Genomic DNA, 24,822 nt, shown 5'->3' on the forward strand with positions numbered 1-24,822 from the left:
CCATGACCGCCGCCGCGTCGTTTCCGACCTGGCGGCGGCAAATTCACTTGTGGATCGACCATGGCGCCGGCGACGATCTCGTCGCCACCGTGCTCCATCGCGGCCTGGTGGTGCTGATCTGCGCCAATGTCGTGGCGATCGTCCTGGAATCGGTGCCCTCGATCGCGACCCGGTTCGGCGCTGGCTTCCAGGCCTTCGAGTTCGTCTCGCTCCTCATTTTCGCACTCGAATACGCAATCCGGCTCTGGACCGCGCCGGAGCATGCGCGTTACCGGGGGCTGAGCCCGACGCGGGCGCGGCTTGCCTATGCCGCCTCCGTGCCCGCGGTGATCGATCTGCTGGCGACCCTGCCGCTGCTGTTCGGGCTCATGGGCTTCGGCGAACTCAAGGTTCTGCTGCTGCTCCGGCTGTTGCGCTTCTTCAAGCTCGGGCGCTATTCCCCCGGCATGGCCTCGCTTTCGGCCGCGCTCACCGCAGAGCGCAAGGCGCTTTTCGCCTGCTTCGTCATCCTGATGGGCGTGATGCTGATGGCGGCGAGCGCCATGCATATCGTCGAGCATGAAGCACAAGCCGAGAAGTTCGGCACGATACCCGACGCGATGTGGTGGGCGATCATCACATTGACCACGGTCGGCTATGGCGACGTCTACCCGATCACCGCGGCCGGCAAGGCGGTCGCTGCGGTGACGGCCGTGCTCGGTCTCATCATGCTGGCGCTGCCGGTCGGCATCGTCGCGACCGCTTTCGCGCAAGAGATCCACCGGCGCGAATTCGTCGTGACCTGGAGCATGATCGCGCGCGTACCGCTGTTCGGCGGCCTCGACGCAGCCGAGATCGCCGAGGTCATGCAGTTCCTGCGCGCCCAGACCGTCAAGAACGGGGCGGTGGTCATGCATGAAGGTGAACCCGGCCGGGCGCTCTATTTCATCGCCAGCGGCGAGGTCGAGATTCTGCTGCCGGAGGGCAAAAGGCGGTTGGACGAAGGCCATTTCTTCGGAGAGTTGCGGTTCGGCGATATGGCCATTGCGAGCCACTCGCCTTGCCCGAACGCCGCAGTCGCGACGGCGCCGTCAAAACTCCTGGTGCTCGATCCGATCGATTTCCATGCCTTGACGATGCGCCATCCCAAACTTGCCGAGCATATCAGGACACTGGCCCAGGCATGATCAGGCTGCTGCAGATCACAAGCGGGCTCGTGCTGCTGCTCGCTCCCGCGTTCGCCCTCGCCCAATCCGGGCCGGGCCGGCCGGGCCCCGGCCTGTCGGCGTCGCGCACGATCATGGCGGGCTCGATGCTCGGCGTCGCCATCAGCAACGCTCCCGACAAGGCAAGGCTCGCGATCGCACGGCCGGATGACGCTGCGACGCGCGCCATCATCGTCGCCGAATTGTCCGGCCGGCCCTCCGCAAGCCTTCAGACGCCCGGCGATGCAGGCTCCTACGAATTGCGCTTGACCCAGGACCGCGACGGCGCGCCGGTCATCCTGCTGCGCCAGCCGCTCGTCACGACGCCGGCCAGCGCGACGCTCTCCGCACCTGCCCGCGTCGCGCGCGGCAACGGCCTGCCCGTGCGTGGCATCGGCCCCAATGGCGAGCAGGATCGCGTCGTCATCGCGCGCAAGGATGCTGCCGCAGACGCTGCAGGTCCCTCATTCTTCCCGGCAGAAAACATCGAGGCGACATTGGAGGCTCCCGAGACGCCGGGCACCTACGAACTACGCTATGTCATGCATGCGCCGCTGGCCGAACATCGCATCCTGGCGCGCCAGGAAATCACCGTCGAATGATACTGACCGCCTTCAGCGCTTAAAGCCCGTTTGGAAACTGCGCGAGCCTTCATCCTGATGCTGTAGGGTTTTGCTCTTGCATCGGCCTGTCCCGATCATGGCTCGCCACGACATCGGCCGATGAGGCGCGGGGAACCCTCTCCCGGAGGGAGAGGGCAGGGTGAGGGGTCGGCCGTTTGACACTTTGGCCGTGACCTCACCGCTGCCACACTGTGAGGATGGCGCCTAACTGGTCTAGGGGGGTTGTGTGCGTCAAGTTCTGCAAAATGGGTTGGCTGTGACGGCGGTCATGCGGCTTGTCTGAGGGCGGTTTTCTTGTGCTCTCTGAGGTCGTCCATGTTGAGGTATCGGTTTGCCTCCATCCAGTTTTCGTGGGTTTCGACGGCGAGCGCGCGCACGAGGCGCAGGCAGCTTTCTGTGTTGGGGAAGATGCGCACGACATAGGTCCTTCGGCGGATTTCCTCGTTGAGGCGTTCGAGCATGTTGGTGCTCTTGAGGTGCTTGTGGTGCTGCCTCGGCAGCCTGAAGAAGGTCAGGGTCTGCTCGATGGCATCCTCGGCCCAGCCGGTCAGGCGCGGATAGCGCGACGACCATTTGGCCAGCCATGCGGCGAGATCGGCCTTGGCCTCGGCGAGATCGCGGCGATCATAGATCCAGCGCAGCTCCTGGAGGCAGTCGTCGGCGTGCTTGCGCGGCAGATGGTCAAGCGCATTGCGCAGGAAGTGGACATAGCAGCGCTGCCAGGCCGCCTCGGGCAGGACCTCGCCGATCGCCTTGACCAGGCCGGGGTGATCATCGGAGACGACGAACTCGACGCCCTTGAGGCCGCGCGCCTTGAGGCCGACGAGGAAGTCGCGCCAAGCTGAACGGCTCTCGCGGTTGGCCATCTCGACGGCGAGGATCTGGCGCCGCCCGTCCCAGTCGATGCCGACCGCAATCAGCACGGCCTGGCTCATGACGACGCCGGCCTCGCGCACCTTCTCGTAGCGTGCGTCGAGGATCAGATAGGGGAAGGGTTCGGCCAGCAGGCGCTCGGCAAAGGCCTTCAGGCTCTCGTCGAGGCGTTTGTTGATCGCGCTGATCGCCGAGGCCGAGAAGGCGTGGCCGCACAGCTCCTCGGTGATCGCCTTGACCTTCCGCGTCGAGACGCCCTGCACATACATCTCCGCCAAGGTCGCCACCAAGGCCCGCTCCGAGCGCTGGTAGCGCTCGAACAGCTCGGTCGAGAAACGCCCGTCCCGATCCTGCGGCACACGCAGCTCGAGCTTGCCGACACGTGTCACCAGCGTGCGGCCATAGGAGCCCGAACGATAGCCGAGGCGGCCCTCGCTACGCTCGCCCTTCGCCGCTCCCACGGCCTCGGTCATCTCTGATTCAAGAACCTCCTGCAGCACGGCTCTGACGACATCGCGCAAACCATCAGGGTGCTGCGAGAAAAGCTCTTTCACGGCGGCAATCGCGGGCTTAGCCTCGCTTCTGGTCATGGTGGGGCTCCGGCTGGAGTGAGGTGACGTCGAACATCACCAACCTGCCATGGCCAACCTCAGATTTTGCAGAACTCCCTGCACACTACCTCTAGGGGCCGACACCTCACCCCTGCCCCTCTCCTTACAGGAGAGGGGTTCCCCGCGCTTTTCGCTGCATCAGAAAGTGAGTGCCGGATTGGAGCAGCCGAGCCCAGGCCTGCTCACGATTCCTGGTCAGGATGCTGGCGCGAACGATATCGGGCGATCTCGCCCGGCGGGATATCGCCCTCGGTGCTGCTGCCGGAAAGCCGGCAGAGATCGTCGAACCAGGGCATGCGGCCCTCGACGCCATGGGCCAGGGTCGGCGGATAGGCGGCCGGATCATCGAGACTGCCGGCGGTAACCGAAATCCGGCCGCTGCCGCGATAGCTGAAGCTCAATGGCGTGCCGCAAGACGAGCAGAAGCCGCGCTCGGCCGCCTCGGAGGACGCGAAGATGCTGAGCTGCCCTTTGGTCCAGACGAGATCGTCGAGCGCCGAGCCAGCGAAAGCGCCAAAATAGCCGCCGACAGCCTTCTGGCACATCCGGCAAAAGCAGATCGAAACCCGAGACGGCGCCTGCTTCAGGCGATAGCGCACGGCACCGCATTGGCAGCCGCCGGTTAAGGCTTGTGTGATCCCGATCATGTCACTCCCCAGAAAGGCGCGCCCTCAAGCCGGAGTGAGCGGTTCAAGCCGCCCTACCGGTCTTCCTGTGAGCACGGTGTTTCACGTCTCTAATCAGTTGCGCGACGGTCGAGTCCGCATTCCCTCAGAAAGCCCAGCTGACCGCCGGAGCGTCTCGCCGACAGGATTCGTCGATGGACGACTTGGTCGAGACCCTCTCCAGTTTGAATGTCGAGCACAACTTGCCGGATCCGGGCGTCATGACCTCGCCCGAAAAACCGGCGCCGTCGGATGTGAGCTGCCCATGGAGATCGACGGTGATGTAACCGGCAGGGCGCTTGATCCACGTCGACCCAGCGACGTCGACCTTCCCCGCATTCACGATTTGCCCTGAGACCGTGAAACATCCATCCGGTACGGTTCCATTGTTGCGCACGGCATAGAAATGGAACACGCCGGAAAATGTCCGGCCGCTTTGACGGTCGATCGTCAGTGTCAGCCCGGTGCGGCCTTGCGCGCATACATAAGTCCCGCGCCAAGTCCCGGTCAGCGAAGTCCCGGTCAGCGAAGTCGATTTGCTGTCGTCTGCCCTAACCGGCGCAAGCATCGCAAACATGACAAGGGCTGAAGCTGCAACGGACTTGATCGTCAACTGCGAGCCTCTCGCTAACATGCCCGCCTCGTTCGCCGATAACAGTCGCCGCAGCGCCATCGCACAGGCAGGCGCCGTGTGCTCCGCTCCTCACCCGAGGCAGACGCCGCGCGGCTCATGAGATCAACCTTGTACCCAGAGACGAAAAAGCCCGGCCAATCTGGCCGGGCTTGATCTCATCGGCAAGCGCCTTGCCGCCTCAGGCGGCCATTGCCTTGCGCAGGTTGTCGCTGACCTTGTCGAGGAAGCCGGTGGTCGAGAGCCACTTCTGCTCGGCGCCGACCAGCAGCGCCAGATCCTTGGTCATGTCGCCGGCCTCGACCGTGTCGACCGTGACCTTCTCCAGCAGGGTCGCGAACTTGGCGAGTTCGGCATTGCCGTCGAGCTTGGCGCGGTGGCTGAGGCCACGGCTCCAGGCGAAGATCGAGGCGATCGAGTTCGTCGAGGTCTCCTTGCCCTTCTGGTGCTCGCGATAATGGCGCGTCACCGTGCCGTGGGCGGCCTCGGCCTCGACGGTCTTGCCGTCCGGCGTCATCAGCACCGAGGTCATCAGGCCGAGCGAGCCGAAGCCCTGCGCAACGGTGTCGGACTGCACGTCGCCATCGTAGTTCTTGCAGGCCCAGACATAACCGCCCGACCACTTCATCGCGGAGGCGACCATGTCGTCGATCAGGCGGTGCTCATAGGTGATGCCGAGCTTGTCGAATTCGGCCTTGAACTCGGCCTGGTAGATCTCCTCGAAGATGTCCTTGAAGCGCCCATCATAGGTCTTGAGGATGGTGTTCTTGGTCGAGAGATAGACCGGGTATTTGCGGATCAGGCCGTAATTCAGCGAAGCGCGGGCGAAATCCCGGATCGAGTCGTCGAGGTTGTACATCGCCATGGCGACGCCGGCATCGGGGGCCTTGAAGACCTCCTTCTCGATCACGGCACCATCCTCGCCGACGAACTTGATCGACAGTGTGCCCTTGCCGGGGAACTTGAAGTCGGTGGCGCGGTACTGGTCGCCATAGGCATGGCGGCCGATGACGATCGGCTGGGTCCAGCCCGGCACGAGGCGCGGCACGTTCTTGCAGATGATCGGCTCGCGGAAGATCACGCCGCCGAGGATGTTGCGGATCGTGCCGTTGGGCGACTTCCACATCGACTTCAGGTTGAATTCCTTCACGCGGCCTTCATCGGGCGTGATCGTCGCGCATTTCACCGCGACGCCATGCTTCTTGGTGGCGTTGGCGGCGTCGATCGTGACCTGGTCGTCGGTGGCGTCGCGGTTCTCGACCGAGAGATCGTAATAATCCAGCTCGAGGTCGAGATAGGGGAAGATCAGGGTCTCCTTGATCTTCTGCCAGATGATGCGGGTCATCTCATCGCCGTCCATATCGACGACCGGGTTGGCGACCTTGATCTTGCTCATGTGATTTCGACCCCTGATGCTGGCCAGACTGGAACGATTCCGGCCTGCAGCAAGCACGCGGCAGGCGGCTGCGCGCTTCCTAGCGGGTTCGGGGGCAAGGGGGAAGCACGGCTTTTGGGCGAATGCTTCGAAGGCGATGCTGCACCGCCGCAAAAACTGCACGGTCGCGTTCTAGCATCGCCTGCTGATCGTCATCGCGCAGGGGCGACCACCATGCATCACCACCATCGCAGACTTCGCCTCGGCCCGCTCGCCTGGATGAGCACCGGCGTCGCGGGAGCCGCACTCGTCATGGCAGGCCCCGCGCCGGCCCAGGATGGCCTGCCCTACAGCCCCCGTATCCCGATCCCCAGGCCGATGCTCGATTTCGAACCGCCCGGAGACGCGCGCGCTTCGGGTAAGCCGGACAGCGCAAGTGACGCCAGCGCCGCCCTCCTCGAACCCGATCTGACCGGGCTCGCGGCGCAGGCCGTTACATCGAACGCCCATGGCCAGGCGCGTGCACCGATTCCCGTCGACATCATTCGCAAGGGCTTTGCCGCCCGCAGCACCATGGTGGGTGCGCTGCCGGAGCGCTCGGTCGGCTTCAAGCTCGGCGCCGATATCTTCTCGGTCTCCACCAAGCTCACCGCGCCACCCGGAGATGAGCGGGGCCGCGACGCCCGCATCGACTGGCGGCTCGCCCGCCCGATCGCCAATGCCGGCCCCGGCTTCATCTGGACGATCTCGACGGGCGGCGGCAGCGGCGTCGTCGGCAATCCCGAGCAGAACGCCAATCTGCTCGTCGGCTACCGCCACCAGCTCTTCGAGCACCTGACCATGACCTCGCAATTGAGCATGGGAGGCAATTATGTCTTCGCTCCCGGCGACGGCCCGCACTCGACCCTCGTGCCGGAGGTCAAGCTCTCGGCCAATCTCGCCGCCCTGGCCGACCTGCCCTGGGAGGCCTCCCTCGACGTCGCGCTGGCGCGGCAGATGCCGCTCGTCGCAAGCGATTTCGAGACGCGCGGCACCGCCATGCTGCGCCTGAAATACAATCTCGAGTAACGAGGCCCTGCCCTGCCTTCCAGGAGCTTCCCCCTTTGCGCCAGGCGCTTTAGCTTGGCTCAATGGACAACGCATCTGCCAAATTCGCCCTCGTCACCGGCGGTACGCGCGGCATCGGCGCGGGAGCCGCGCTCGCCCTCGCCCGGGCCGGCTACGAGGTTCTCGCCACGGGATTGACCGCCGACGAGGTTGCTGTCGCCCCGCCCCACCCCGCGATCCGCCACGCGCAGCTCGACGTCACCAGCGACGCGCAGGTCGCAAGCATCATGGCCTTGTGCCCGCGCCTCGACGCGCTGGTGAACTGCGCCGGCATGATCCAGCGCAACGGCAAGGAGTTCGAAATCGACGCCTTCCGCATAACGATCGAGGTCAACCTCAACGGCACCATGCGGATGTGCCTTGCGGCGAAAGACAGGCTGGCGGCGAAGGCGCAGGACAAGCAGGGCGGCGCGATCGTCAACATCGCCTCGATGCTGACCTTCCACGGTTCGGCCTATGCGCCGGGTTACTCCGCCTCCAAGGGCGCGATCGGCCAGCTCACCAAATCGCTGGCAGCGGCCTGGGCGACTGAGGGCATTCGCGTCAACGCGGTCGCACCGGGCTGGATCGCGACCGAGCTGACGAAACCGCTGGTCGAGGACGCCGCCCGCTCGGCGCCGATCCTGGCGCGCACGCCGATGGGCCGCTGGGGCGAGCCCGGTGATGTCGGCGGCGCGATCGCCTTCCTGCTCTCGGACGCGGCGGCCTTCGTCACGGGCGCGATCCTGCCTGTCGATGGCGGCTATCTGGCGGTCTGAACGCAAGCGCGGCGCGACGACAGAAACACCAACCGGCGCAATGAGATGCCGGACTTTGCGGAATCAGGTCGGCAACGACTTGAATCAGGATGTCAGAACCGGAGAGACGCCATGAACCAGGTCAGCATGAACAAAGTCAGCCCCATCCCCGTCATCGCCTCGGACGCCGAGCGTTGGACACCCTATCGCCATCCCCAGCCGAAAGATTCCCCGCCCGAGCTGATCGTGCCGAACGTCATTCCCAGCGATGAACGCGTCTGGGTGCCGGTCGACGACAATGTCTGGTTCCGGCCGCTCTGCCTCTCCGTGACGCGCGGCTATTGGATGAACCTGCTGCGCGTGCGCCGCTCCGGCGTGCTCTCGCGCCACCGCCACCCCCAGCCGGTGCATGGCTATGTGCTGAAGGGCCGGTGGCGCTATCTCGAACATGACTGGGTCGCGACCGAAGGCGCCTATGTCTATGAGGCGCCGGGCGAGACCCACACGCTGGTGGTCGACCCCGAGACCGAGGAGATGATCACCATGTTCCAGGTCAATGGCGCGATGATCTATGTCGATCCCGACGGCAAATGCCTCGGCTATGACGACGTCTTCACACGCCTCGACAAGTGCCGGGCGCATTATGCGAGCAACGGGCTTGGAGCGGACTACGCGGATCAGTTCATCCGCTGAGGACCGTATCGTCCTTATGAACAGGGGCCCCTCCATGTCGCCACCACCCCTTCATCCTCCCCAGCGATTTCCGACATGGCGTGCGGCCGCTGCCATTCTGGCCTTCCTCGGCCTTGCATCCGTCGCCAATGCCGCCGAGGCGATCGACCGCCTCGGCATTCCTGGTCCGCTGAACTTCAGCGGCACCGCCTATAGGCTCGCCTGGAGCTCGCATCCCACCGCCGCCTACTACAAACAGGAGTATCTCCCGACGGGGCAGGCCTCGAGCAGCTATCGGACCATGCTGGTGATAGAGGTGATTGAATCCGGCACCGACGTAGCGACCGCGCTTGCAGCTCAGGTGCGGAGCCTGAACCAGCGCAAAGGCAAGGATCCGCTCCTGAATCTTGCGATCATCCAGAACCGGCAAACCGGCGAAGCGCTGCTCGACTTCATCATCAGCGCCAAAGATTCACGCGGCGTCGCGATCGCCGAATGGAACGCTTATCGCTACGCACCCCGCAAGAGCGCGGATGGCAAGAATGGCGTGATGCTCTTCGCGGTCAGCCATCGCGCTTATGGCGACGCTGACATCCGTGAGTTTCTTGGGAAACTGAAGAGCTTTCGCCCCGATGAGATCAACCGGTTAGCGCAACATCCCCTGCCGACCGCGCGCTTGTCGCGCTAGATCACGTCGCCTCTAGAAGTTGAGAGCATTGCTCTTAGCGCCCGAGCTTGGCCAGCTCCACAGCCGCCCGCAATTCGATATGCGCCAGCACGTCGTCGAGGCGTGGGTCGTCGGTCGTCTCTCGCCGCAGCGCGAGCGTCGTCTTCAAAGTCTCGAGCTCGGAGATCTGGACGCGGCCCGAGAGCAGCGCCGCCTTCAGCTTGTCGAGCCCGTCGAGCAGGTCATGCCCGCGCTTGGCCTGGCGCTTCCGACGTTCCAGGGGCTCTTCATAGGCCTGTACGGCGATGAGGGTCTCGAGCCCGCTGGTCGAGTTCACAGCCTGTCCGCGCGCCGAGGTCGCGGTTTCCTTGGTTGGAAGCGTGAACGCCGTCCCCCCGCTGCGCCGGGCAGTATTGGCCGAGCCGACATTGGTGACGGGCGCGCGCTGGTCGATCCGGATCATGGCGGCCTCGCGAATTGGTACCAGGAGACTAGGGCGTTGCGTGGTTAACAACCAGTAAATCACCCGGCAGAAACTGCCGGGCCGGCAGGAAAGGCGGCAAGGATGCGCCACCCCCGACCATGCCACCAATTCCCAAAACATTGATAAACAAAGGCTTTCGATTTGGACCCAACTGGCACGGGGATCGCAGGTGCATCAGCGCCATCCCTGCCCTCTTGCCGGTGCATTCATGTTTCGCCTGCCAGCCCTCCACACCCTGCTGACACCCGTCGCGGCCCTGCTCGCGCTCGGCCTCGTCATGGCGGCCGGGCCGGCGCAGGCGCTCTCCCGCATCAAGGACCTCGCCTCGGTCGAGGGCGTCCGCACCAACCAGATCCTGGGCTACGGCATCGTCGTCGGCCTCAACGGCACCGGCGACACGCTGAACAACGCCCCCTTCACCAAGCAGTCGCTGACCGCCATGCTGGAGCGGCTCGGCGTCAATACGCGCGGCGCCAATATGCGCACCGCCAACGTCGCCGCCGTGATGGTGACCGCCAACCTGCCGCCCTTCGCCACGCAAGGCACGCGGCTCGACATCACGGTTTCGGCGCTGGGCGACGCCAAGTCGCTGCAGGGCGGCACGCTGCTGGCGACGCCGCTGCTCGGCGCCGATGGCGAGGTCTATGCGGTCTCGCAAGGGCCGGTCGCGATCGCCGGCTTCTCGGCCGAGGGCGAGGCCAGCAAGATCACCCGCGGGGTGCCGACCGTCGGGCGCATCGCCAATGGCGGCCTCGTCGAGCGCGAAATCGACTTCGCGCTGAACAAGCTCAAGACGCTGCGGCTCTCGCTGCGCAATCCCGATCTGACGACGGCGCGCCGGGTGGCCGCCGCCATCAACGACTTCCTCGGCGGCGATGCGGCCGAGCCGACCGACCCCTCGACCATCGTGCTCCAGATCCCGCCGCGCTTCCAAGGCAACATGATCCGGATGCTCACCGATATCGAGCAGCTCAAGATCGAGCCCGACCAGCTCGCCCGCATCGTCATCGACGAACGCTCCGGCATCATCGTGATGGGCAAGGATGTCCGCGTCTCCACCGTCGCCGTGGCGCAGGGCAACCTGACGGTCACGATCAGCGAGGCGCCGCAGGTCAGCCAGCCCGCTCCGTTCAGCCGCGGCGAGACCACGGTGGTGCCGCGTTCCAACGTCAAGGTCGACACCGAAGGCGGCAACAAGCTGGCGCTCGTCCGCGAGAGCGTGACGCTGGCCGAGCTCGTCGACGGCCTCAATGCGCTCGGCATCGGCCCGCGCGACCTGATCTCCATTCTCCAGGCCATCAAGACGGCCGGCGCCCTCCAGGCCGAAATCGAGGTGATGTGATGACTGCTGCTCTTGCAATTCCCGCCGCCAAGCTGGCTCTGAACATGGCCGGCAGCGTTCTCGACACCGTCAAGAACGCGCTCGACCCCGCCAAGATCAAAGCCAAGAAGCAGGCCGACGACTTCGAGACCGTCTTCCTCGAGCAGACGACCGAACGCCTCCTCGCCACCCCCGAAGGCACCGAGGGTCCTCTGGGCCAGAACGGCACCGGTGGCGGCATTTACAAGTCGATGCTGAGCCAGCAATACGCCAAGCAGCTGCAGAAGGCCGGCGGCGTCGGCCTTTCCGACCAGATCATGCGCGACCTGCTCAAGGTCCAGGAACAGAGCAGCGGAGCACAGAGCAGCGGAGTGACGCATGTCGGTGGCTAAGCGCATCCTCGACGAGCGCCCGCGTATCGCCAGCCCCCTCGAAGCCCGCGCGCTGATCGAGGCGGTGATCGAGGCGCTCAGTGCCTTGTCCCATCTCGTCGGCGAGGAAACCGAGCTCGTCCGCGCCGGGCGCCTGCCCGAGGCCATGACGCGCGAGCCGCGCAAGGCCGAGCTCGCCGGCATCTATATGCGCGGCGTCGAGCAGGTGAAGCTCAACGCGGTCGCGCTGGCGCGCTTCGCCCCCGACCAGGTCACGCGGCTCAAGCTCGCCCATATCGGCTTCCAGGCGCTGATCGACACCAACCAGCTCGTCCTGGCCACGGCCCGCGCCGTTTCGGAATCGATCATCCGCGAGCTTGCGACCGACGCCGGCAAGCCCTCGCGCGCCGCCAGCTACGGCCCGGCCTCCACGGTCGGCGCCGGAGTCTTCGCGCGCCCCAATGCCGGGCCTTTGGTGGTTTCGCGGCGGCTCTGAAGCGGCTGCCACGTAAACCATCAATATTTACCTAATCCCCTAACGTCAGATTCAAGATTAGCTGCAATATTCCGCAGCTGCCGCGGCATGTCCCGCGCCAGCCTTGCTACGGAACGCGGCGCATCGGCGCCGTGATATGCTCCAGAAGGAGTGAAGCTATGGATCTTGGCAACGCACCGAGGGTAACGGGAGTAGCCGGCGTTAACATCATCCCACGCTCCGACGTCGTCGCGGCCAGAGGCAGCGTCACGGTCGAGCTGCCGCCAGAGCAGACAGTCCAGTCGGCGGGTGAGGCCGTCAGGGTTGAGATCCGCACGCAGGATCGCAGAGCCCAGGCCAGCGCCGACCGCAGCGCGGCCAGCCGCCAAAGCGAGCAGGCTCCGCAAGACGTGATCAAGAGCCGCCTCTATATCGAGCCGCTGACGCGCAGCCTCGTCCTGCAGAAGAAGGACATGCAGACGGGCGAGACGACGGAGCAGGTGCCCGATGAGGCGACGCTGAAACTGCGCATCTATAATCGCCAGCTCGCCGAGCTGGCCCGCGAGGCCAGCGAGACTGCGGCGCACTCCGTCGAACGCACCGCCTGACCAGACCGCCAGAAACGAGCCTGATTTGAACCGCCCGCCTCCAAGCGGGCGGTTTTCGTTTGGACTGCTCAAGCTGGTCGGTCCGAGGCAGCGCGGCTCGAAGCCTCTGCCTCATTTAAGAGCAGCTTAACCACGTTCCGGCTGAGCGCCACATCGGCGCAATTGAACCTCCGAAATTTACCTCTTGTTACGGGCTGGCGACCAAATGTCGCCGGGTCATGGCCAGGACGGCCACGACGCCAGAAGGCACCATCCCAGAAGGGTTTACGATTATGGCCATTACACTTTCCGCCGGCGTTCGCAGCGCGGTCTCCTCCCTCTCCTCCGTTCAGTCGCAGGCCACTGCGATCCAGAACCGCCTTGCCACCGGCAAGAAGGTCAACTCGGCCATCGACAGCCCGGTGAACTACTTCACCGCCGCTTCGCTGAACGAGCGTTCGAGCCAGCTCACCGGCCTGCTCGACGGCATCTCGAACGGCATCCAGACCATTCAGGCTGCCTCGAAGGGCATCGATGGCATCACCAAGCTGGTGTCTTCGCTCCAGTCGACCATCAAGCAGGCCCAGGCCGACGCGGCCCAGAACCGCCCGACCAAGGCTGGCACGGCTCTCGCCAACGCCAGCGAAGTGGCGTTGACCGCCAAGAGCCTGAAGGACATCGCCCTCGACAAGAAGATCGTCGATGCGACCGGCGGCACTGCCGCCACAGCAGACGGAGCGACCGCGACCAGCTCGGGCGATCTGGGTATCGCAGCCGGCGCCTTCGGCAACCGGCTCGCCATCTCGGTCAAGGCCGGCTCGACGACCTACACCGCTTCGTTCGACGGCGCCAACACGACTGTTCGCGACGTCGTCAACGAGATCAACAAGTCGGGCATCGCCACCGCCTTCGTCGATGAAAAAGGTCAGCTCAACGTCAAGGGCAGCGGCTCCGACGATGTCGAGTTCGGCATTGGCAATGCGGCTCCCGCGAGCGCCGCTGCTGCCGACATTACGGCCGCGAACGCCGCAGCCGTGACTGCGGCCGGCACCGGCGGAAGCAACACCGCGATCGGCTTCCTTGCAGCCGACGCCACCGCTGTCGGCGCGATCAAGGGCCAAGCCATCACGTCGGCCGTCCGTTCGAACCTCATCCAGCAGTTCAACGACCTGCGCACGCAGATCGACGAGCTCGCCAAGGACTCGGGCTATAACGGCGTCAACCTGCTGCAGGGCGACAAGGTCTCGATCCAGTTCAACGAAAAGACCGGCAAGAACCAGTCGAAGCTGGACATCCAGGGCTCGACGCTGAGCGCCGACAACCTCGGCATCAATCAGGCCACCAATACGACGCTGACCGGCTTCGTCAACTTCCAGAACGACACCGATCTGGACAACGCCACGAAGTCGCTCACCGGCGCGCTGACCTCGCTGAAGTCGATCTCCTCCTCGCTCGGCGCGAACCTCTCGGTCGCGCAGACCCGGCAGGACTTCACCAAGGATCTCTCCAACGTCCTGTCGCAGGGGGCCGATAACCTCGTCGCCGCCGACGGCAACCAGGAAGCCGCCAACCTGCTCGCCTTGCAGACCCGCCAGCAGCTCTCGCAGACAGCTCTGTCGCTCTCCAACCAGTCCGACCAGGCCATCCTGCGTCTGTTCTGATCCTTCGTCCGCAGAAGCGGGCTTGCCCACAGAATGTGGGCCGAAGACAAAAGGCGGCGGAGCGCAAGCTCCGCCGCCTTTTCGCATTCGCGTATCAAGGCGTGTTGTCTTGGCGCGGAAACACACCGTCATTCCGGACAAGCCGCGTCAGCGGCGCAGATCCGGAATCCATCGGAGGGCTCCAGAGCTTTACGATGGATCCCGGATCTTCGCTTCGCTCCGTCCGGGACGACGCAGTGTTTCCAAGCGCGAACAGCATGCTCCAGCGCAACCGCCTTCGCAGGCGCACTCAGGTGTTAACCATTTTTTATCCTTAACAAGGAATTATCGGCCCAGATCAAATCGAACGAGCGCGGATTCGCGTTTCAGGGGACCGAAGATGGCCGGACCAATTCTTTCGAGCGGCGTTCGCAACAACCTGCTGACCTTGCAGCAGACCACCGCCCAGCAGAACGTCATCCAGAACCGCCTTGCCACCGGCAAGAAGGTCAACTCCGCGATCGACAATCCGGTCAACTATTTCACCTCGATGTCCCTGAACGATCGGTCGAGCCAGCTCACCGGCCTGCTCGACGGCATCTCGAACGGCATCCAGACCATTCAGTCCGCCTCCAAGGGCATCGACGGCATCACCAAGCTGGTGCAATCGCTCCAGTCGACGGTGAAGCAGGCTCAGGCCGACGCCGCGCAGAACCGCCCGACCAAGGCCGGCACGGCTCTCGCCAACGCCGCCGAAGCCGCCGTGACCAGCAAGAGCCTGAAGGACATCGCCCTCGACAAGAAGATCGTCGATGCGACCGGCGGCACTGCCGCCACAGCAGACGGAGCGACCGCGACCAGCTCGGGCGATCTGGGTATCGCAGCCGGCGCCTTCGGCAACCGGCTCGCCATCTCGGTCAAGGCCGGCTCGACGACCTACACCGCTTCGTTCGACGGCGCCAACACGACTGTTCGCGACGTCGTCAACGAGATCAACAAGTCGGGCATCGCCACCGCCTTCGTCGATGAAAAAGGTCAGCTCAACGTCAAGGGCAGCGGCTCCGACGATGTCGAGTTCGGCATTGGCAATGCGGCTCCCGCGAGCGCCGCTGCTGCCGACATTACGGCCGCGAACGCCGCAGCCGTGACTGCGGCCGGCACCGGCGGAAGCAACACCGCGATCGGCTTCCTTGCAGCCGACGCCACCGCTGTCGGCGCGATCAAGGGCCAGACCATCACGTCGGCCGTCCGCTCCAACCTCATCCAGCAGTTCAACGACCTGCGGACGCAGATCGACCAGCTCGCCAAGGATTCGAGCTTCAACGGCATCAACCTGCTGCAGGGCGACCGCCTCTCGATCGTCTTCAACGAGAAGACCGGCACCAACCAGACCAAGCTCGACATCCAGGGCTCGACCCTGACCGCCGACAATCTCGGCATCTCGCAGGCGGTCAACACACAGCTCGCCGGCTTCTTCAACTTCCAGAACGACTCTGATCTCGACAAGGCCACCGCGGCACTGACGAGTTCGCTGACCTCGCTGAAGTCACTCTCCTCGACGCTCGGCTCGAACCTCTCGGTCGCGCAGACCCGGCAGGACTTCACCAAGGAACTCTCCAACGTCCTGACGACCGGCGCCGACAACCTGGTATCGGCCGACTCGAACGCGGAAGGCGCCAGCCTGCTCGCGCTCAATACGCGCCAGCAGCTCTCGCAGACGGCGCTGTCGCTCGCCAACCAGGCCGACCAGGGCGTGCTGCGGCTCTTCCAGTAAGAGCCCGGCCGCCCGACCGCCCTTCCTCCAGCCAGACGGCAGGACAGCTATGGCCCTCAAGGTCGAACTCAAGCCCAATGAGCGCATCATCATCGGCCAGGTGGTGATCCGCAATGACGAGCAGCGCACGCGCTTCTTCATCGAGGGCGATGCGCCGATCCTGCGTGAGAAAGACATTCTGACGGCAGCCAATGCCGACAGCCCGGCCAAGAAGATCTATCTCGCCCTCCAGCTGATGTATCTGGCGCAGGATCCGACGCATGGACACCAGACTTATTTCGAGCTGGTGCGCGAGTTCGTCCAGGCGGCGCCGAGCTCTCTGCCGCATATTCACGAGATCAATAACTGCATCTTAAGCAGCGATCTCTACAAAGCCCTGAAGGCAGCAAAAAAGCTGATCGCCTACGAAGCGGAACTCATCGAGAATGCAACACGGGTTTAACGCGTACGCCTCCGCCGCCAAGACAGCTCAAGCTGCTGCCTCCCCTCGCGAACTCGAAGCCTCCCTGCTGATCAAAGCCGCCCTGCGTCTCCAGTCGGTCGCCGATGACTGGACCGAGCGCGCGGGCGATCTCGACGAAGCGCTGCATTACAATCGCAAGCTCTGGACCCTGCTGGTCTCGGCCGTGATCGCGGAAGACAATCCGCTGCCCGTCGGCATCAAGCAGAACATCCTCGGCCTGGCGAATTTCATCTTCAACCAGACCTTCCGCATTGCCGCCCAGCCCGCGCCCGAGGCGCTCGGCGTGCTGGTCAACATCAATCGCGACATCGCCGCGGGCCTACGCGGCCGCTGAGGCGGCTCCGCCCGGCCTTAGCCAGCATCGTTGAAAACGAAACAGGCGTCGCCCGCAAAGGCGACGCCTGTTTCGTTTGGCGCCACAGCTCTCTGGGGCATGCTGGGTTTTTAACCCCTGAGCAGGTCATGCACCGCTCTCCCCTCACAGGCGCGAGAAGCGAAGTGCCGGATGACGAGCGCGGGGAACCCTTCTCCCGTGTGGGAGAAGGGCAGGGATGAGGGCAAGCCAGACAACCAGATCGCGCAAGCGTCTCCGCATTGTCTCCTGCGCTTTCAGGATGAAGCCCGCGCTGCGGCACAGTAGCGCCCCCAACAATCAGCGGCACACCCTCATCCCTGCCCTTCTCCCATTCGGGAGAAGGGTTCCCCGCGCGTGCCTCATTCGTCCCCGCCCGCTGGAATGCCTGCGATGAACGGAGCTTTTCGATCGGGCGCTCGCGGCGAACCGGACAGCAGTGGGCTCGGGTCCCGACCATCTCGAAAACCAGAGCGCTCTGGCATGAGGTTCTCGAGGCAAGCCCGAGAATGACGGCGCGGTTCCGCGCGCGAACGCCATTCTCTAGGTCAGAGGTAGTTCGTCAGCGAGAGCTTCGACAGGATCGAGGTCACCTGGTAGCTCGCCTGCAACTGGTTCTGCAGCGCCAGGATCTGCGTGGCGACCTCTTCGGTGGTGACGTTCTCGACGCCCTGAACCGCCGTCGTCAGGTAATTCTTCGTGCTCTCGTTGCGATCCTTCGCCGCCGCCAGGGCGGTCTGCGCCGAGCCGAACTCGGTGATGATCTCGGCCGGCTTCTGCACGCTGCCACCAAAACCGAGCTTATCGCTGACCCGCTCGGTCAGCGCCTCATAGCGCGCCTGCGAATTGGTGTCAGTGGCGGGAAAAGTCTCGATCGCGAGCGCCGCGAACTGGGCAAGGCCGACCCGGAAGGCCTCCTCATTGGCGCGCGCACCGGTGCCCACGACCTGGTTCTTGTCGACCTGCACCGTCGCGGTGCTGCGGGCGGGATCGGTGCCGTCATCGCCCTGATACCAGATCACGGTGTTCGCCGCGGTCCCGGGCGCCGGGGCCCCGGTCGCGGTGTTGAAGGGCGGGCCCGGCACGCGCAATGGTGGGTTGGTCAGGCTGCCATCGAAGAAGTTCTTGGCCGCGACCATCGTCGAGGCCGCCGACAGCGTCGTTGCAGCTTGCGTGCCCAGTGCGGCGCTGATCGAAGCGCGCAGATTGGCCGCGGTTGCATTGGCGTCAACGCCGATCTCGAAGCTCTCGCTGGCATTGCCGGTCGTTCCCGTAGCTCGCGCCGTCAGAACCACATCCTGCTGCGTGCCGTCGGGCAGGTTGAGCTTGATATGCAGGCTCTCGCCCGCAACAGGCTGGCTAGCGACGTTGACTGAGATATCGGCCGGCGGGCCGGCCGTATAAGTCGGCACCAGCGCAGCCGAATCCGTCGAAGCCCCCGCCAGTTTGAAGCCATAGGGCTGGGCCGGAATCTCCTCGGCGATCGTCGCCGTCGTTCCCGCACCTGCCGCGGTCAGGCGTCCGAGGCCGGCAGTTCCGAGATCGGCCGCCTTGCGCTCCGAGACCAGTTGCTTCAGCCCGGCGCGCCCTGCCCCGTCGCCATCCATCATCTCGGAATAGCTCACCGTCGGCTGAACGTCCGAGGTCCGGCCCGAGAACAGATAGCGCCCGTTCACATTGCTGTTGAGCAGATCCAGCGTCTGCTTGAACTTTTCCTCGGCGAGGACCTGCGGCGCCGAGCGGCCGCTGGCGCTGGCGACATAGCTGTTCGAGCGCATGTCGTTCCGGGTCTCGCTCGTCATCGTCGCGAAATTCTCGACCGCCTGCGTCGAGAGGTTGAGATTGACGTTGGCGAGCTGGATGCCGGAGAGCCAGGAATCGATCGACGAGATCTTCGAGTTGAGATCGAGGCTGGTGCCGCGCGCGATGCCGAGATCGCCATGGGTCTCGCTGCGCTTCTGCGTCGTGAGCTGGCGCTGCAGATCGTCGAACTGCCCGCGGGTCGCGACGAATTCGTTCGGCTTGGCCGAGCGATAGGCGCCTGTGCCATATGAGGTGATGGTCATCGGTTGCGTCCTTACACTCTCAGCAGAACGTCCATCATCTCCTTGATGGTCGAGATGATGCGCGCATTAGCGGCGTAAGCGGTCTGGAGCTCGATCAGCGTCGACATCTCCTGGTCGACATTGACCTGGGAGGTCGCCTGGAAGCGGCTCTGCACAGATGCCAGCGCCACCTGCTGCCCCTGGTCGAGGCGCTTGGCCGTGTCCGCCGCCTGGCCCGTGGAGCTGACCACGCGCTGGACGAAGGAGGTGATGCTCTGGCTGGTGGTCGCGGTCGAGCCGTCGAGGCCGGTCGCATTGGTGAAGGCGCGCTGGCTCTGCGTCAGCCGCTCCAGCATGAGCTTGGGCCGCGTCGCGTCGCCCGCCGCGGTCGTGGTGTCGTAGGTGACGAGCTTGGACCGGTCGGTAATGAGCGCGGGATTGACGATGATCCGGCCAGCATAGCCGACGAGCTGGGAGCCATTGTCATAGGAGCCCGTATAAACGGCGTTGCCGCGCCCGCCATCGACGAAGAAGGGCAGCTCCGCCGCACCTCCCGCCGAGGACAGCACCGAATTGGTCGGCCGCGCGGTCACTCCGAGGACGTCGCGCGTGCCGGCAGCACCGTCATCGAGGATGGTGAGCGTCGAGCCCGCGCCCGAAACCGTGAAATTCGTGCCGACGGCGGCCTGGATCTGCGCTGCGACGGAGGCGGTGCCGCCGGAGAAATCGATGCCGACGACGCGGTTATTGGCGTCCCCGCCAGCGGAGGCCGGCAGGGGCAGCGACGCGGCCGAGTCGACCCGCACGAAGGTGAAGCGCTGGGTCGTCCCGCCCGGCGTGACCTGATAGTCGAGCGTGACCGAGTTGCCGGCCTGCAAGCCGGTGAGATCGACATCGAAGCCGGTCGCGGCGCCGGCGGTCGCGGCCGTGCCCTTGACCTCGCGGTCCGACAGCGCGCTCGACATCTGCGCCGCGATCTCGTCGAGCTGCGCCTGGGCCTTGACCAGCGTCTTGTCGCGCAACTCGATATTGGCCGCGATCGCGCCGGAGCGGAACGTGCCGTTGGCGATCGCGTCCCGGCCATTGCCGGAGGTGTCGCTCATCGTGATGGTGCCGACGCCGCGCTTCGTCGGGTCCGTGCTCCACTGCGATCCCGCGCTCAGCATCGGGTGCTCGTCGACGGAGAAGGTCACCGACGGGCGGCCATCGAAAAGCTGCGTGCCCGAACTGGTCGAGATGCTCAGCGAGCCTCGCGCGTCCTCGCTGGTCTTGACGTCGATATATTGCGAAAGCTCCGCGACGATCCGGTCGCGCTGGTCCTTGAGATCGGCCGTGGCGCCGTCATTCGGCTTGCCGACGATGCTGGCGTTGACCGAGGTCAGCGAGTTCAGCAGCGCGTTGACCTTGGTGACGCCGTCTGCGATCCCGGCCTCGGCCTGCGAGCGCAGAGTCTGCACGCCGTCCGAGAGCGTGTTCAATTGGTTGGCGAGCTGGGTGGCTGCGTCGAGAACGCCGGTGCGCAGGCTGTAGGACGACGGATCGTTCTGCAGGGCCTGCAGCGAGCTGGTGAATTTGCTGTAGATCGAATCCAGCGCTGTCGTGCTGCCTGGCGCTCCGAAGAGCTGGTCGAGGTTCGACAGCGCATCGGAGCGCGTCGAGCTGTAGGCGGCGCCGGAGGTCTCCTGCCAGAGCTGACGCTGGACGATCACATCGAGCAGGCGCTGGACCGCGGTGCTGCTGGTGCTGACGGTGTTGCCGCCCAGCGTGTCCGTGGTCGAGACCTGACGTCGGACATAACCCGCCGTGCCGGCATTGGCGACGTTCTGCGAAACGACGCCGATGCCAATCTGCGTGGCGTTGAGGCCGGCAACCGCGGTGTTCAGGGAAGTGCTGAGGCCCATCGTCAACTCCTGTCGTCACCCGCGGCCCTTCTGGGCCGCGTCAACTCCTGCGAGAATTCAGCGGATGATGGCGAACACGTCGCGCAGCATGTCCTGCGCCGTGGTGATCACCTTGGTGTTGGCCGAATAGGCCTGCTGGGTGACGATCATCTTCGAGAATTCGTCGGCGATATCGGTGTTGGACTGCTCGACATTGCCGCCGATGAGATCGGAGGTGCCGAGGCCGACGATCGGTGCGCCGGACTCGATCGTCTCCTCGAAGGCGCCGCCATCCAGCCGCTTCAGCGCATTGCCGGCGTTGAAGCGGGCGGTCGCAATCTGCGCCAGCGCCTTGACCTGACCGTTGCTGAAGGTGCCGATCACTTGCCCTTGAGCCGAGATCGAGACGCGATCCAAAGTACCGGCCGTGTAACCGTCCTGGCGGATGCTGCGGGCATCGATCTGGCCGCTGACATCGCCATTCTGGGTCAGGCCAGTGCCGCCGGTCGTCAGGCTGATGCCGGTGATCGTGGTGCCCGCGATCGTCATGGTCGGCAAAAGGATGTTGCCGCTCGCAGGCGCCGTCATTTGGCCGGTGCTGTCGAAGGTGATGTTCTGGTTGGCGTTGCGGTAGGCCACCGTCGCGCCCGTCGCGCTGGTGTTCTCGGCCACGAACAGGTTCCAGGTATCGGCGACGGCCGGCGGGCCGGCGGAGACATTCGACACCTTGGCCCAGCGCAAATCGACACTCGTGGCCTTGCCGAGCGAGTCATAGACCGTCGCCGCACCGCCAGGGATCGATTGGGCCAGGAAGTTGGTCAGGTCGGTTCCGATGACGACGCCGTTGCCGCCCGATGTCGTCGAATGCGGATCCGATCCAGCAGTATATGAGGCCGCCGGCTGAAGCAATTCAGAGCCCACGACGGTTTTGTCGGAGCGCGTCGTCGCTGGGTAGGCCGGGATATTGGCGCGGTATTCGATCGAGGTCGTCGCTTTCGCCGGATATTGCTCCTGCGTGATGCGCAGCACTTCGGGCTGGCTGCCGACCACCTGCCCGGTGACGGTATCGATCTTCTGGCCCTTCAAAAAGTAGCCGGCGCCGTTGACGAGATAGCCATTGGCGTCGAAGTCGAAATCGCCGCGGCGTGTATAGAGGTTCGCATTGGTGAAGGTCGTGTTGGTGCCGAGCCCGCTCTGGCGCTGGTCGACGACGAAGAAGCCGTCGCCATTGATCGCCGCATTGGTGTCGATCTTGGTCGCCGAGAGATCGCCCTGGATCGTCGTGGTGGCCTGGCTGTAGGCCGCGACCGAGCCGGCGATCTGGCGGTTCAGCGCCGAATCGGGGATCAGGTCGGAGAAGGTCGTATCGACGCGCTTGAACCCGGCCGTCCGCGAGTTGGCGATGTTGCCGGAAATGTTTTCCAGCGCGTAGGACTGCGCCTGAAGACCCGACACCGCCGTCGTCAACGCACTGAAAACACCCATGGCAACCTCACCTCGACTGGCGCTCGATGGGCGCCCCACAACATCGAGGCTTGATCTGCATGGCCTATGCCATGGGTTTGGGCCTTATTCGTCAAAGGCTTGGATGGTTTCGAAAGCGTAGCGCGGCGGTTTCGACCGGGCAAAACCGCCGCAGCCCGGCAAAGTTTGCCGGGCTGCGCTCAGCTTTCGGTCCCGCTACTGCGCCAACCCGACAAATCGCCGGCGACATCCGACAAGGATGGCGGTCGCGCCTCGACGAAAGGCAGCGGCCGGCAGACCGCCAGTGCCGCCAGCCCGATGCGGGCGGTCAAAAGTCCATTCAGCACGCCTTCGCCCAGCTTGGCCGAGAGCCTGGCCGCGAGCCCCTGCCCCACCACCTGCTGGATCACGGCGTCGCCCGCGGCGATGCCGCCGGTGACGACGAGATGGCCCAGCACCTGCCGCGCCAGCCGCAACAGGCCGAGCGCGCCGGGCCTGCCGGCATAGATGCCGGCGATCGCGCGCAGCAGCCTCGCGCAGGCGACGAGCACGAAGACGATGTCGACCAGCGCGCGCGGGCTCACCGCCGTGACCAGCGAAACCCGCCGCGCCGCCTGCGCGATCAGCGCCTGGGCGGCGCTGTCGAGCGGCGCCATCAGGCTGCGCTCGGCGATGGCCAGCACGTCGCGCGCCGCAAAGAGCTGCGGCAGCGCCTCGTCGAGCGCGGCACGGCCCTTGGCCGTCTCAGCGCGCGAAGCGTAAAGCGCCTTGAGCTCGCCGGCGATCGCCTTGGCCTCGTCAGTGCTGCCGCCAGCGAGAAGAGCCGTCGCGCGCAGGCGCAGCACCTCGACCTTGCGCTCGCGCAGGATGTCGCGCAGGACGCGGGCGAGCATCACCAGCAGCGCAAGCGCGGCGAAGCCGGCGCAAGCCAGCGCCGCATAGCCGAGCACCGGATTCTGCGTCATCAGCGCAGTGACGGTGTTCTCCACCCAAACCCCGACCGCGAGCGTCAGGAAGCCTGACAGGCCGGCGACGAATACGGTTCCCCAGGAGAAGCGCCGCCGCGCCACGGGAACGGCCGCCGGCTCGGCGGCATCGAACGGCTCGCTCTCGGCCAGGATGGCGACATTGGTGTCCCCGATAATGCCGTCACCAGCCGCCTCCGGCGGCTGCGGATCGAGCCGGATCGCGCGGGGGGCCTTGCCCGTCATGACAGAAGCTCCATCAGGCTAGAGAAATTTCCGATCCGATTGGATCGTTCAATTGCTCTAGCTCTTTGTTTTAACGCGTTTTCTTCACGCGAACCGGTGTCCACTTCGCTCGAAAACGCTCTAGCCTCCTTCATGCGAGCTTGTCCCCGATCAGGAATTCGAGCGCCCGGTCGAGCCTGATCTGCGGCGGCGGCCGGGTCCGCCCGCCGGCATCGGGCGCAACCAAAGGCGGCCGGAAGCGCGGTGCGCGAATCTGCCAGCGTGCCGATGGATCGAAGATCGCCTCGGGCCGCTCCGGCAACTCGCCGGGAAAGATCGCCGCCTCCGCAACGCCGTCGAAGATCTCCCCGTCGATCTCCTCGCCAGCCTCCGGCACCCCGGCGATCGCGGGCAATTCGTCGCGCCCTTCCTTGATCCGGACCTCGCGCGTCGCGCGTACGGCAGCGAGCGCCATCGACTCGACCCGCGCACCCGCGCCTTGCGCCCGGGAGGCCGCCCGCGCCACGAGATGCGACATCACCGCCGCCAAACGGTCATGGCTGGCATGGTGGATATGGTCCGCCTTGGTCGCGGCGAAGAGCACCCGCTCGATCCGGGGCGAAAACCAGCTCGACAGCCAGGAATTGCGGCCGACCTGAAAGGCCGCCAGTGCCTGTCCCAGCGCCGTCTCCAGGTCGGCCAGGGCCGGCGCGCCGGCATCGAGCGCCGCTAGCGCATCGACCAGCACGATCTGCCGGTCGAGACGGGCGAAATGATCGCGGAAGAACGGCGTCACGACGACGCGCTTATAGGCCTCGAAGCGCTCTGCCATCAGCCCGGCCAGCGTGCCGGGCAAAGGCTCGCTGTCATGGCCGAGGTCGAGCGGCGCGAAAGTCAGCGCCGGCGAGCCCTCGAGATCGCCCGGCATCAGGAAGCGCCCCGGCGGCGTCACCGCGACCGCCTCGGGATCGGCCCGCAGCGCCGCGAGATAGGTCTTGAAGACGATGCTCGCCGCTTCCGCCGCGAGCTCATCGGCCGGCCCCGCCGGATCGCGCCCGGCCAGATCCGCAAGCCAGTCCGAAGCCACGGCACGGCGATGCGGCTTGCGCGCATCGGCCACGGCCTGGGCCGACCAGGCCTTGTAGTCCTGGCCCATCAAGGCGAGATCGAGCAGCCATTCGCCGGGATAGTCGACGATGTCGAGGGTCAGCGTCGCCGGTCCTTTGAACCAGCCGGCGGCGCGCTCATAGTCGATCTCGACGCGCAATTCGGAGATCCGCCGTGTCGAATCGGGCCAGCGCCGTTCGGGACCGTTCAGCGCGGCGCGATGCGCCTCATAGGGAAAGCGCGGAATATCGGGATCGGGCTGCGGCACCAGCCTGACCCGCGCGATCCGCCCCTCGGCTGCGGCTTTCAGCACCGGCAGCTTCGCACCCTCGATCAGGTTCTGGATCAACGCCGTGGTGAAGACGGTCTTGCCCGAGCGCGACAGGCCGGTGACGCCCAGCCGCAGGCGCGGCCGCGCCAGGCCAAGCAGGCTGTCGCCGAAGGCGAGCGCGGCGTTGCGGGCCTCGTCGAGATAGGAGGGCTGGCTCATGCGCCGACGCGGATTGGCATGCGAGGCGGGGATG

General features: G+C 65.3%; 24 protein-coding genes. 14 read left to right on the forward strand and 10 right to left on the reverse strand.

All coding sequences use genetic code 11. The features are described 5' to 3' along the window. Positions 1-2: 2 nt before the first annotated feature. The gene (locus BHK69_RS24365) at positions 3-1,166 is read left to right on the forward strand and encodes a cyclic nucleotide-gated ion channel (RefSeq protein ID WP_069692360.1); all 1,164 of its coding nucleotides are present in this window, start codon (positions 3-5) and stop codon (positions 1,164-1,166) included. Beyond that, a complete protein-coding gene (locus BHK69_RS24370) occupies positions 1,163-1,786 on the forward strand; it encodes a hypothetical protein (protein ID WP_069692361.1) in 624 nt (207 codons plus the stop codon). The genes BHK69_RS24365 and BHK69_RS24370 overlap by 4 nt, the downstream gene beginning before the upstream one ends. Positions 1,787-2,073: 287 nt before the next feature. On the opposite strand, the gene BHK69_RS24375 is transcribed toward BHK69_RS24370, so the two are convergent. From BHK69_RS24375 to BHK69_RS24390, 4 genes are all read right to left on the reverse strand, one after another. After that, entirely contained in the window at positions 2,074-3,270 is a 1,197-nt protein-coding gene (locus BHK69_RS24375) for an IS256 family transposase (RefSeq protein ID WP_069688908.1), read from the reverse strand. A 203-nt stretch (positions 3,271-3,473) separates the two neighbouring features. After that, positions 3,474-3,938, reverse strand: a complete 465-nt coding sequence (locus BHK69_RS24380) for a GFA family protein (protein ID WP_069692362.1) — start codon at positions 3,936-3,938, stop codon at positions 3,474-3,476. 124 nt (positions 3,939-4,062) lie between these two features. After that, on the reverse strand, positions 4,063-4,569 hold the full coding sequence (locus BHK69_RS24385; RefSeq protein WP_148663572.1) for a hypothetical protein: 507 nt from the start codon (positions 4,567-4,569) through the stop codon (positions 4,063-4,065). Between the two features lie 199 nt (positions 4,570-4,768). Next, entirely contained in the window at positions 4,769-5,983 is a 1,215-nt protein-coding gene (locus BHK69_RS24390) for an NADP-dependent isocitrate dehydrogenase (RefSeq protein WP_069692364.1), read from the reverse strand. A gap of 213 nt (positions 5,984-6,196) precedes the next feature. Between BHK69_RS24390 and BHK69_RS24395 the strand changes: the two genes are divergently transcribed. The 4 genes from BHK69_RS24395 (at position 6,197) to BHK69_RS24410 (ending at position 9,166) form a co-directional block, all read left to right on the forward strand. After that, on the forward strand, positions 6,197-7,030 hold the full coding sequence (locus BHK69_RS24395; protein ID WP_069692365.1) for a hypothetical protein: 834 nt from the start codon (positions 6,197-6,199) through the stop codon (positions 7,028-7,030). A 62-nt stretch (positions 7,031-7,092) separates the two neighbouring features. Continuing rightward, entirely contained in the window at positions 7,093-7,827 is a 735-nt protein-coding gene (locus BHK69_RS24400) for an SDR family NAD(P)-dependent oxidoreductase (protein WP_069692366.1), read from the forward strand. A gap of 126 nt (positions 7,828-7,953) precedes the next feature. Then, the gene (locus tag BHK69_RS24405) at positions 7,954-8,499 is read left to right on the forward strand and encodes a 2,4'-dihydroxyacetophenone dioxygenase family protein (protein ID WP_069693930.1); all 546 of its coding nucleotides are present in this window, start codon (positions 7,954-7,956) and stop codon (positions 8,497-8,499) included. A gap of 16 nt (positions 8,500-8,515) precedes the next feature. Then, positions 8,516-9,166 carry an HI_0983 family protein gene (locus BHK69_RS24410; RefSeq protein ID WP_148663573.1) on the forward strand — a complete coding sequence of 217 codons (651 nt, stop codon included), beginning with the start codon at positions 8,516-8,518 and terminating at the stop codon, positions 9,164-9,166. Between the two features lie 34 nt (positions 9,167-9,200). On the opposite strand, the gene BHK69_RS24415 is transcribed toward BHK69_RS24410, so the two are convergent. Continuing rightward, on the reverse strand, positions 9,201-9,608 hold the full coding sequence (locus BHK69_RS24415) for a flagellar assembly protein FliX (RefSeq protein WP_148663574.1): 408 nt from the start codon (positions 9,606-9,608) through the stop codon (positions 9,201-9,203). A 229-nt stretch (positions 9,609-9,837) separates the two neighbouring features. Between BHK69_RS24415 and BHK69_RS24420 the strand changes: the two genes are divergently transcribed. From BHK69_RS24420 to flaF, 8 genes are all read left to right on the forward strand, one after another. Then, on the forward strand, positions 9,838-10,971 hold the full coding sequence (locus tag BHK69_RS24420; RefSeq protein WP_069692368.1) for a flagellar basal body P-ring protein FlgI: 1,134 nt from the start codon (positions 9,838-9,840) through the stop codon (positions 10,969-10,971). After that, positions 10,971-11,342, forward strand: coding sequence for a rod-binding protein (locus BHK69_RS24425; protein ID WP_069692369.1), 372 nt, complete (start codon positions 10,971-10,973; stop codon positions 11,340-11,342). Before BHK69_RS24420 ends, BHK69_RS24425 begins: the two co-directional genes overlap by 1 nt. Beyond that, complete coding sequence (locus BHK69_RS24430) at positions 11,329-11,817, forward strand: hypothetical protein (RefSeq protein WP_069692370.1); 489 nt, start codon at positions 11,329-11,331, stop codon at positions 11,815-11,817. Before BHK69_RS24425 ends, BHK69_RS24430 begins: the two co-directional genes overlap by 14 nt. A 158-nt stretch (positions 11,818-11,975) precedes the next feature. Beyond that, positions 11,976-12,404: a hypothetical protein gene (locus BHK69_RS24435; RefSeq protein ID WP_069692371.1), complete on the forward strand. Its 429-nt coding sequence runs from the start codon at positions 11,976-11,978 to the stop codon at positions 12,402-12,404. Positions 12,405-12,676: 272 nt separating this feature from the next. After that, a complete protein-coding gene (locus BHK69_RS24440) occupies positions 12,677-14,044 on the forward strand; it encodes a flagellin N-terminal helical domain-containing protein (protein ID WP_069692372.1) in 1,368 nt (455 codons plus the stop codon). 379 nt (positions 14,045-14,423) lie between these two features. Next, positions 14,424-15,797: a flagellin N-terminal helical domain-containing protein gene (locus BHK69_RS24445; RefSeq protein ID WP_069692373.1), complete on the forward strand. Its 1,374-nt coding sequence runs from the start codon at positions 14,424-14,426 to the stop codon at positions 15,795-15,797. 49 nt (positions 15,798-15,846) lie between these two features. Next, entirely contained in the window at positions 15,847-16,239 is a 393-nt protein-coding gene (flbT, locus tag BHK69_RS24450) for a flagellar biosynthesis repressor FlbT (RefSeq protein ID WP_069692374.1), read from the forward strand. Next, positions 16,223-16,594, forward strand: a complete 372-nt coding sequence (gene flaF / locus BHK69_RS24455) for a flagellar biosynthesis regulator FlaF (protein ID WP_069692375.1) — start codon at positions 16,223-16,225, stop codon at positions 16,592-16,594. Before flbT ends, flaF begins: the two co-directional genes overlap by 17 nt. A 566-nt stretch (positions 16,595-17,160) precedes the next feature. On the opposite strand, the gene BHK69_RS24460 is transcribed toward flaF, so the two are convergent. The 5 genes from BHK69_RS24460 to BHK69_RS24480 all read right to left on the reverse strand — a co-directional run bounded on the left by BHK69_RS24460 (position 17,161) and on the right by BHK69_RS24480 (position 24,788). After that, the gene (locus BHK69_RS24460; protein ID WP_069692376.1) at positions 17,161-18,678 is read right to left on the reverse strand and encodes a flagellin; all 1,518 of its coding nucleotides are present in this window, start codon (positions 18,676-18,678) and stop codon (positions 17,161-17,163) included. 11 nt (positions 18,679-18,689) lie between these two features. Beyond that, positions 18,690-20,558, reverse strand: a complete 1,869-nt coding sequence (gene flgK / locus BHK69_RS24465; protein ID WP_069692377.1) for a flagellar hook-associated protein FlgK — start codon at positions 20,556-20,558, stop codon at positions 18,690-18,692. Between the two features lie 57 nt (positions 20,559-20,615). Next, complete coding sequence (locus BHK69_RS24470; RefSeq protein WP_069692378.1) at positions 20,616-22,022, reverse strand: flagellar hook protein FlgE; 1,407 nt, start codon at positions 22,020-22,022, stop codon at positions 20,616-20,618. 179 nt (positions 22,023-22,201) lie between these two features. Further along, on the reverse strand, positions 22,202-23,212 hold the full coding sequence (locus tag BHK69_RS24475) for a YcjF family protein (protein WP_069692379.1): 1,011 nt from the start codon (positions 23,210-23,212) through the stop codon (positions 22,202-22,204). Between the two features lie 130 nt (positions 23,213-23,342). Then, the gene (locus BHK69_RS24480) at positions 23,343-24,788 is read right to left on the reverse strand and encodes a YcjX family GTP-binding protein (RefSeq protein WP_069692380.1); all 1,446 of its coding nucleotides are present in this window, start codon (positions 24,786-24,788) and stop codon (positions 23,343-23,345) included. Between the last annotated feature and the right edge of the window lie 34 nt (positions 24,789-24,822).

Source organism: Bosea vaviloviae (assembly GCF_001741865.1).
GTDB classification, from domain to species: Bacteria; Pseudomonadota; Alphaproteobacteria; order Rhizobiales; family Beijerinckiaceae; genus Allobosea; species Allobosea vaviloviae.

Coding starts and splice junctions, on each gene's coding strand:
- BHK69_RS24365 (WP_069692360.1), top strand. CDS start 3: ATGACCGCCGCCGCGTCGTTTCCGACCTGGCGGCGGCAAATTCACTTG.
- BHK69_RS24370 (WP_069692361.1), top strand. CDS start 1,163: ATGATCAGGCTGCTGCAGATCACAAGCGGGCTCGTGCTGCTGCTCGCT.
- BHK69_RS24375 (WP_069688908.1), bottom strand. CDS start 3,270: ATGACCAGAAGCGAGGCTAAGCCCGCGATTGCCGCCGTGAAAGAGCTT.
- BHK69_RS24380 (WP_069692362.1), bottom strand. CDS start 3,938: ATGATCGGGATCACACAAGCCTTAACCGGCGGCTGCCAATGCGGTGCC.
- BHK69_RS24390 (WP_069692364.1), bottom strand. CDS start 5,983: ATGAGCAAGATCAAGGTCGCCAACCCGGTCGTCGATATGGACGGCGAT.
- BHK69_RS24395 (WP_069692365.1), top strand. CDS start 6,197: ATGCATCACCACCATCGCAGACTTCGCCTCGGCCCGCTCGCCTGGATG.
- BHK69_RS24400 (WP_069692366.1), top strand. CDS start 7,093: ATGGACAACGCATCTGCCAAATTCGCCCTCGTCACCGGCGGTACGCGC.
- BHK69_RS24405 (WP_069693930.1), top strand. CDS start 7,954: ATGAACAAAGTCAGCCCCATCCCCGTCATCGCCTCGGACGCCGAGCGT.
- BHK69_RS24410 (WP_148663573.1), top strand. CDS start 8,516: ATGAACAGGGGCCCCTCCATGTCGCCACCACCCCTTCATCCTCCCCAG.
- BHK69_RS24415 (WP_148663574.1), bottom strand. CDS start 9,608: ATGATCCGGATCGACCAGCGCGCGCCCGTCACCAATGTCGGCTCGGCC.
- BHK69_RS24420 (WP_069692368.1), top strand. CDS start 9,838: ATGTTTCGCCTGCCAGCCCTCCACACCCTGCTGACACCCGTCGCGGCC.
- BHK69_RS24425 (WP_069692369.1), top strand. CDS start 10,971: ATGACTGCTGCTCTTGCAATTCCCGCCGCCAAGCTGGCTCTGAACATG.
- BHK69_RS24430 (WP_069692370.1), top strand. CDS start 11,329: ATGTCGGTGGCTAAGCGCATCCTCGACGAGCGCCCGCGTATCGCCAGC.
- BHK69_RS24435 (WP_069692371.1), top strand. CDS start 11,976: ATGGATCTTGGCAACGCACCGAGGGTAACGGGAGTAGCCGGCGTTAAC.
- BHK69_RS24440 (WP_069692372.1), top strand. CDS start 12,677: ATGGCCATTACACTTTCCGCCGGCGTTCGCAGCGCGGTCTCCTCCCTC.
- BHK69_RS24445 (WP_069692373.1), top strand. CDS start 14,424: ATGGCCGGACCAATTCTTTCGAGCGGCGTTCGCAACAACCTGCTGACC.
- flbT (WP_069692374.1), top strand. CDS start 15,847: ATGGCCCTCAAGGTCGAACTCAAGCCCAATGAGCGCATCATCATCGGC.
- flaF (WP_069692375.1), top strand. CDS start 16,223: ATGCAACACGGGTTTAACGCGTACGCCTCCGCCGCCAAGACAGCTCAA.
- BHK69_RS24460 (WP_069692376.1), bottom strand. CDS start 18,678: ATGACCATCACCTCATATGGCACAGGCGCCTATCGCTCGGCCAAGCCG.
- flgK (WP_069692377.1), bottom strand. CDS start 20,558: ATGGGCCTCAGCACTTCCCTGAACACCGCGGTTGCCGGCCTCAACGCC.
- BHK69_RS24470 (WP_069692378.1), bottom strand. CDS start 22,022: ATGGGTGTTTTCAGTGCGTTGACGACGGCGGTGTCGGGTCTTCAGGCG.
- BHK69_RS24475 (WP_069692379.1), bottom strand. CDS start 23,212: ATGACGGGCAAGGCCCCCCGCGCGATCCGGCTCGATCCGCAGCCGCCG.
- BHK69_RS24480 (WP_069692380.1), bottom strand. CDS start 24,788: ATGAGCCAGCCCTCCTATCTCGACGAGGCCCGCAACGCCGCGCTCGCC.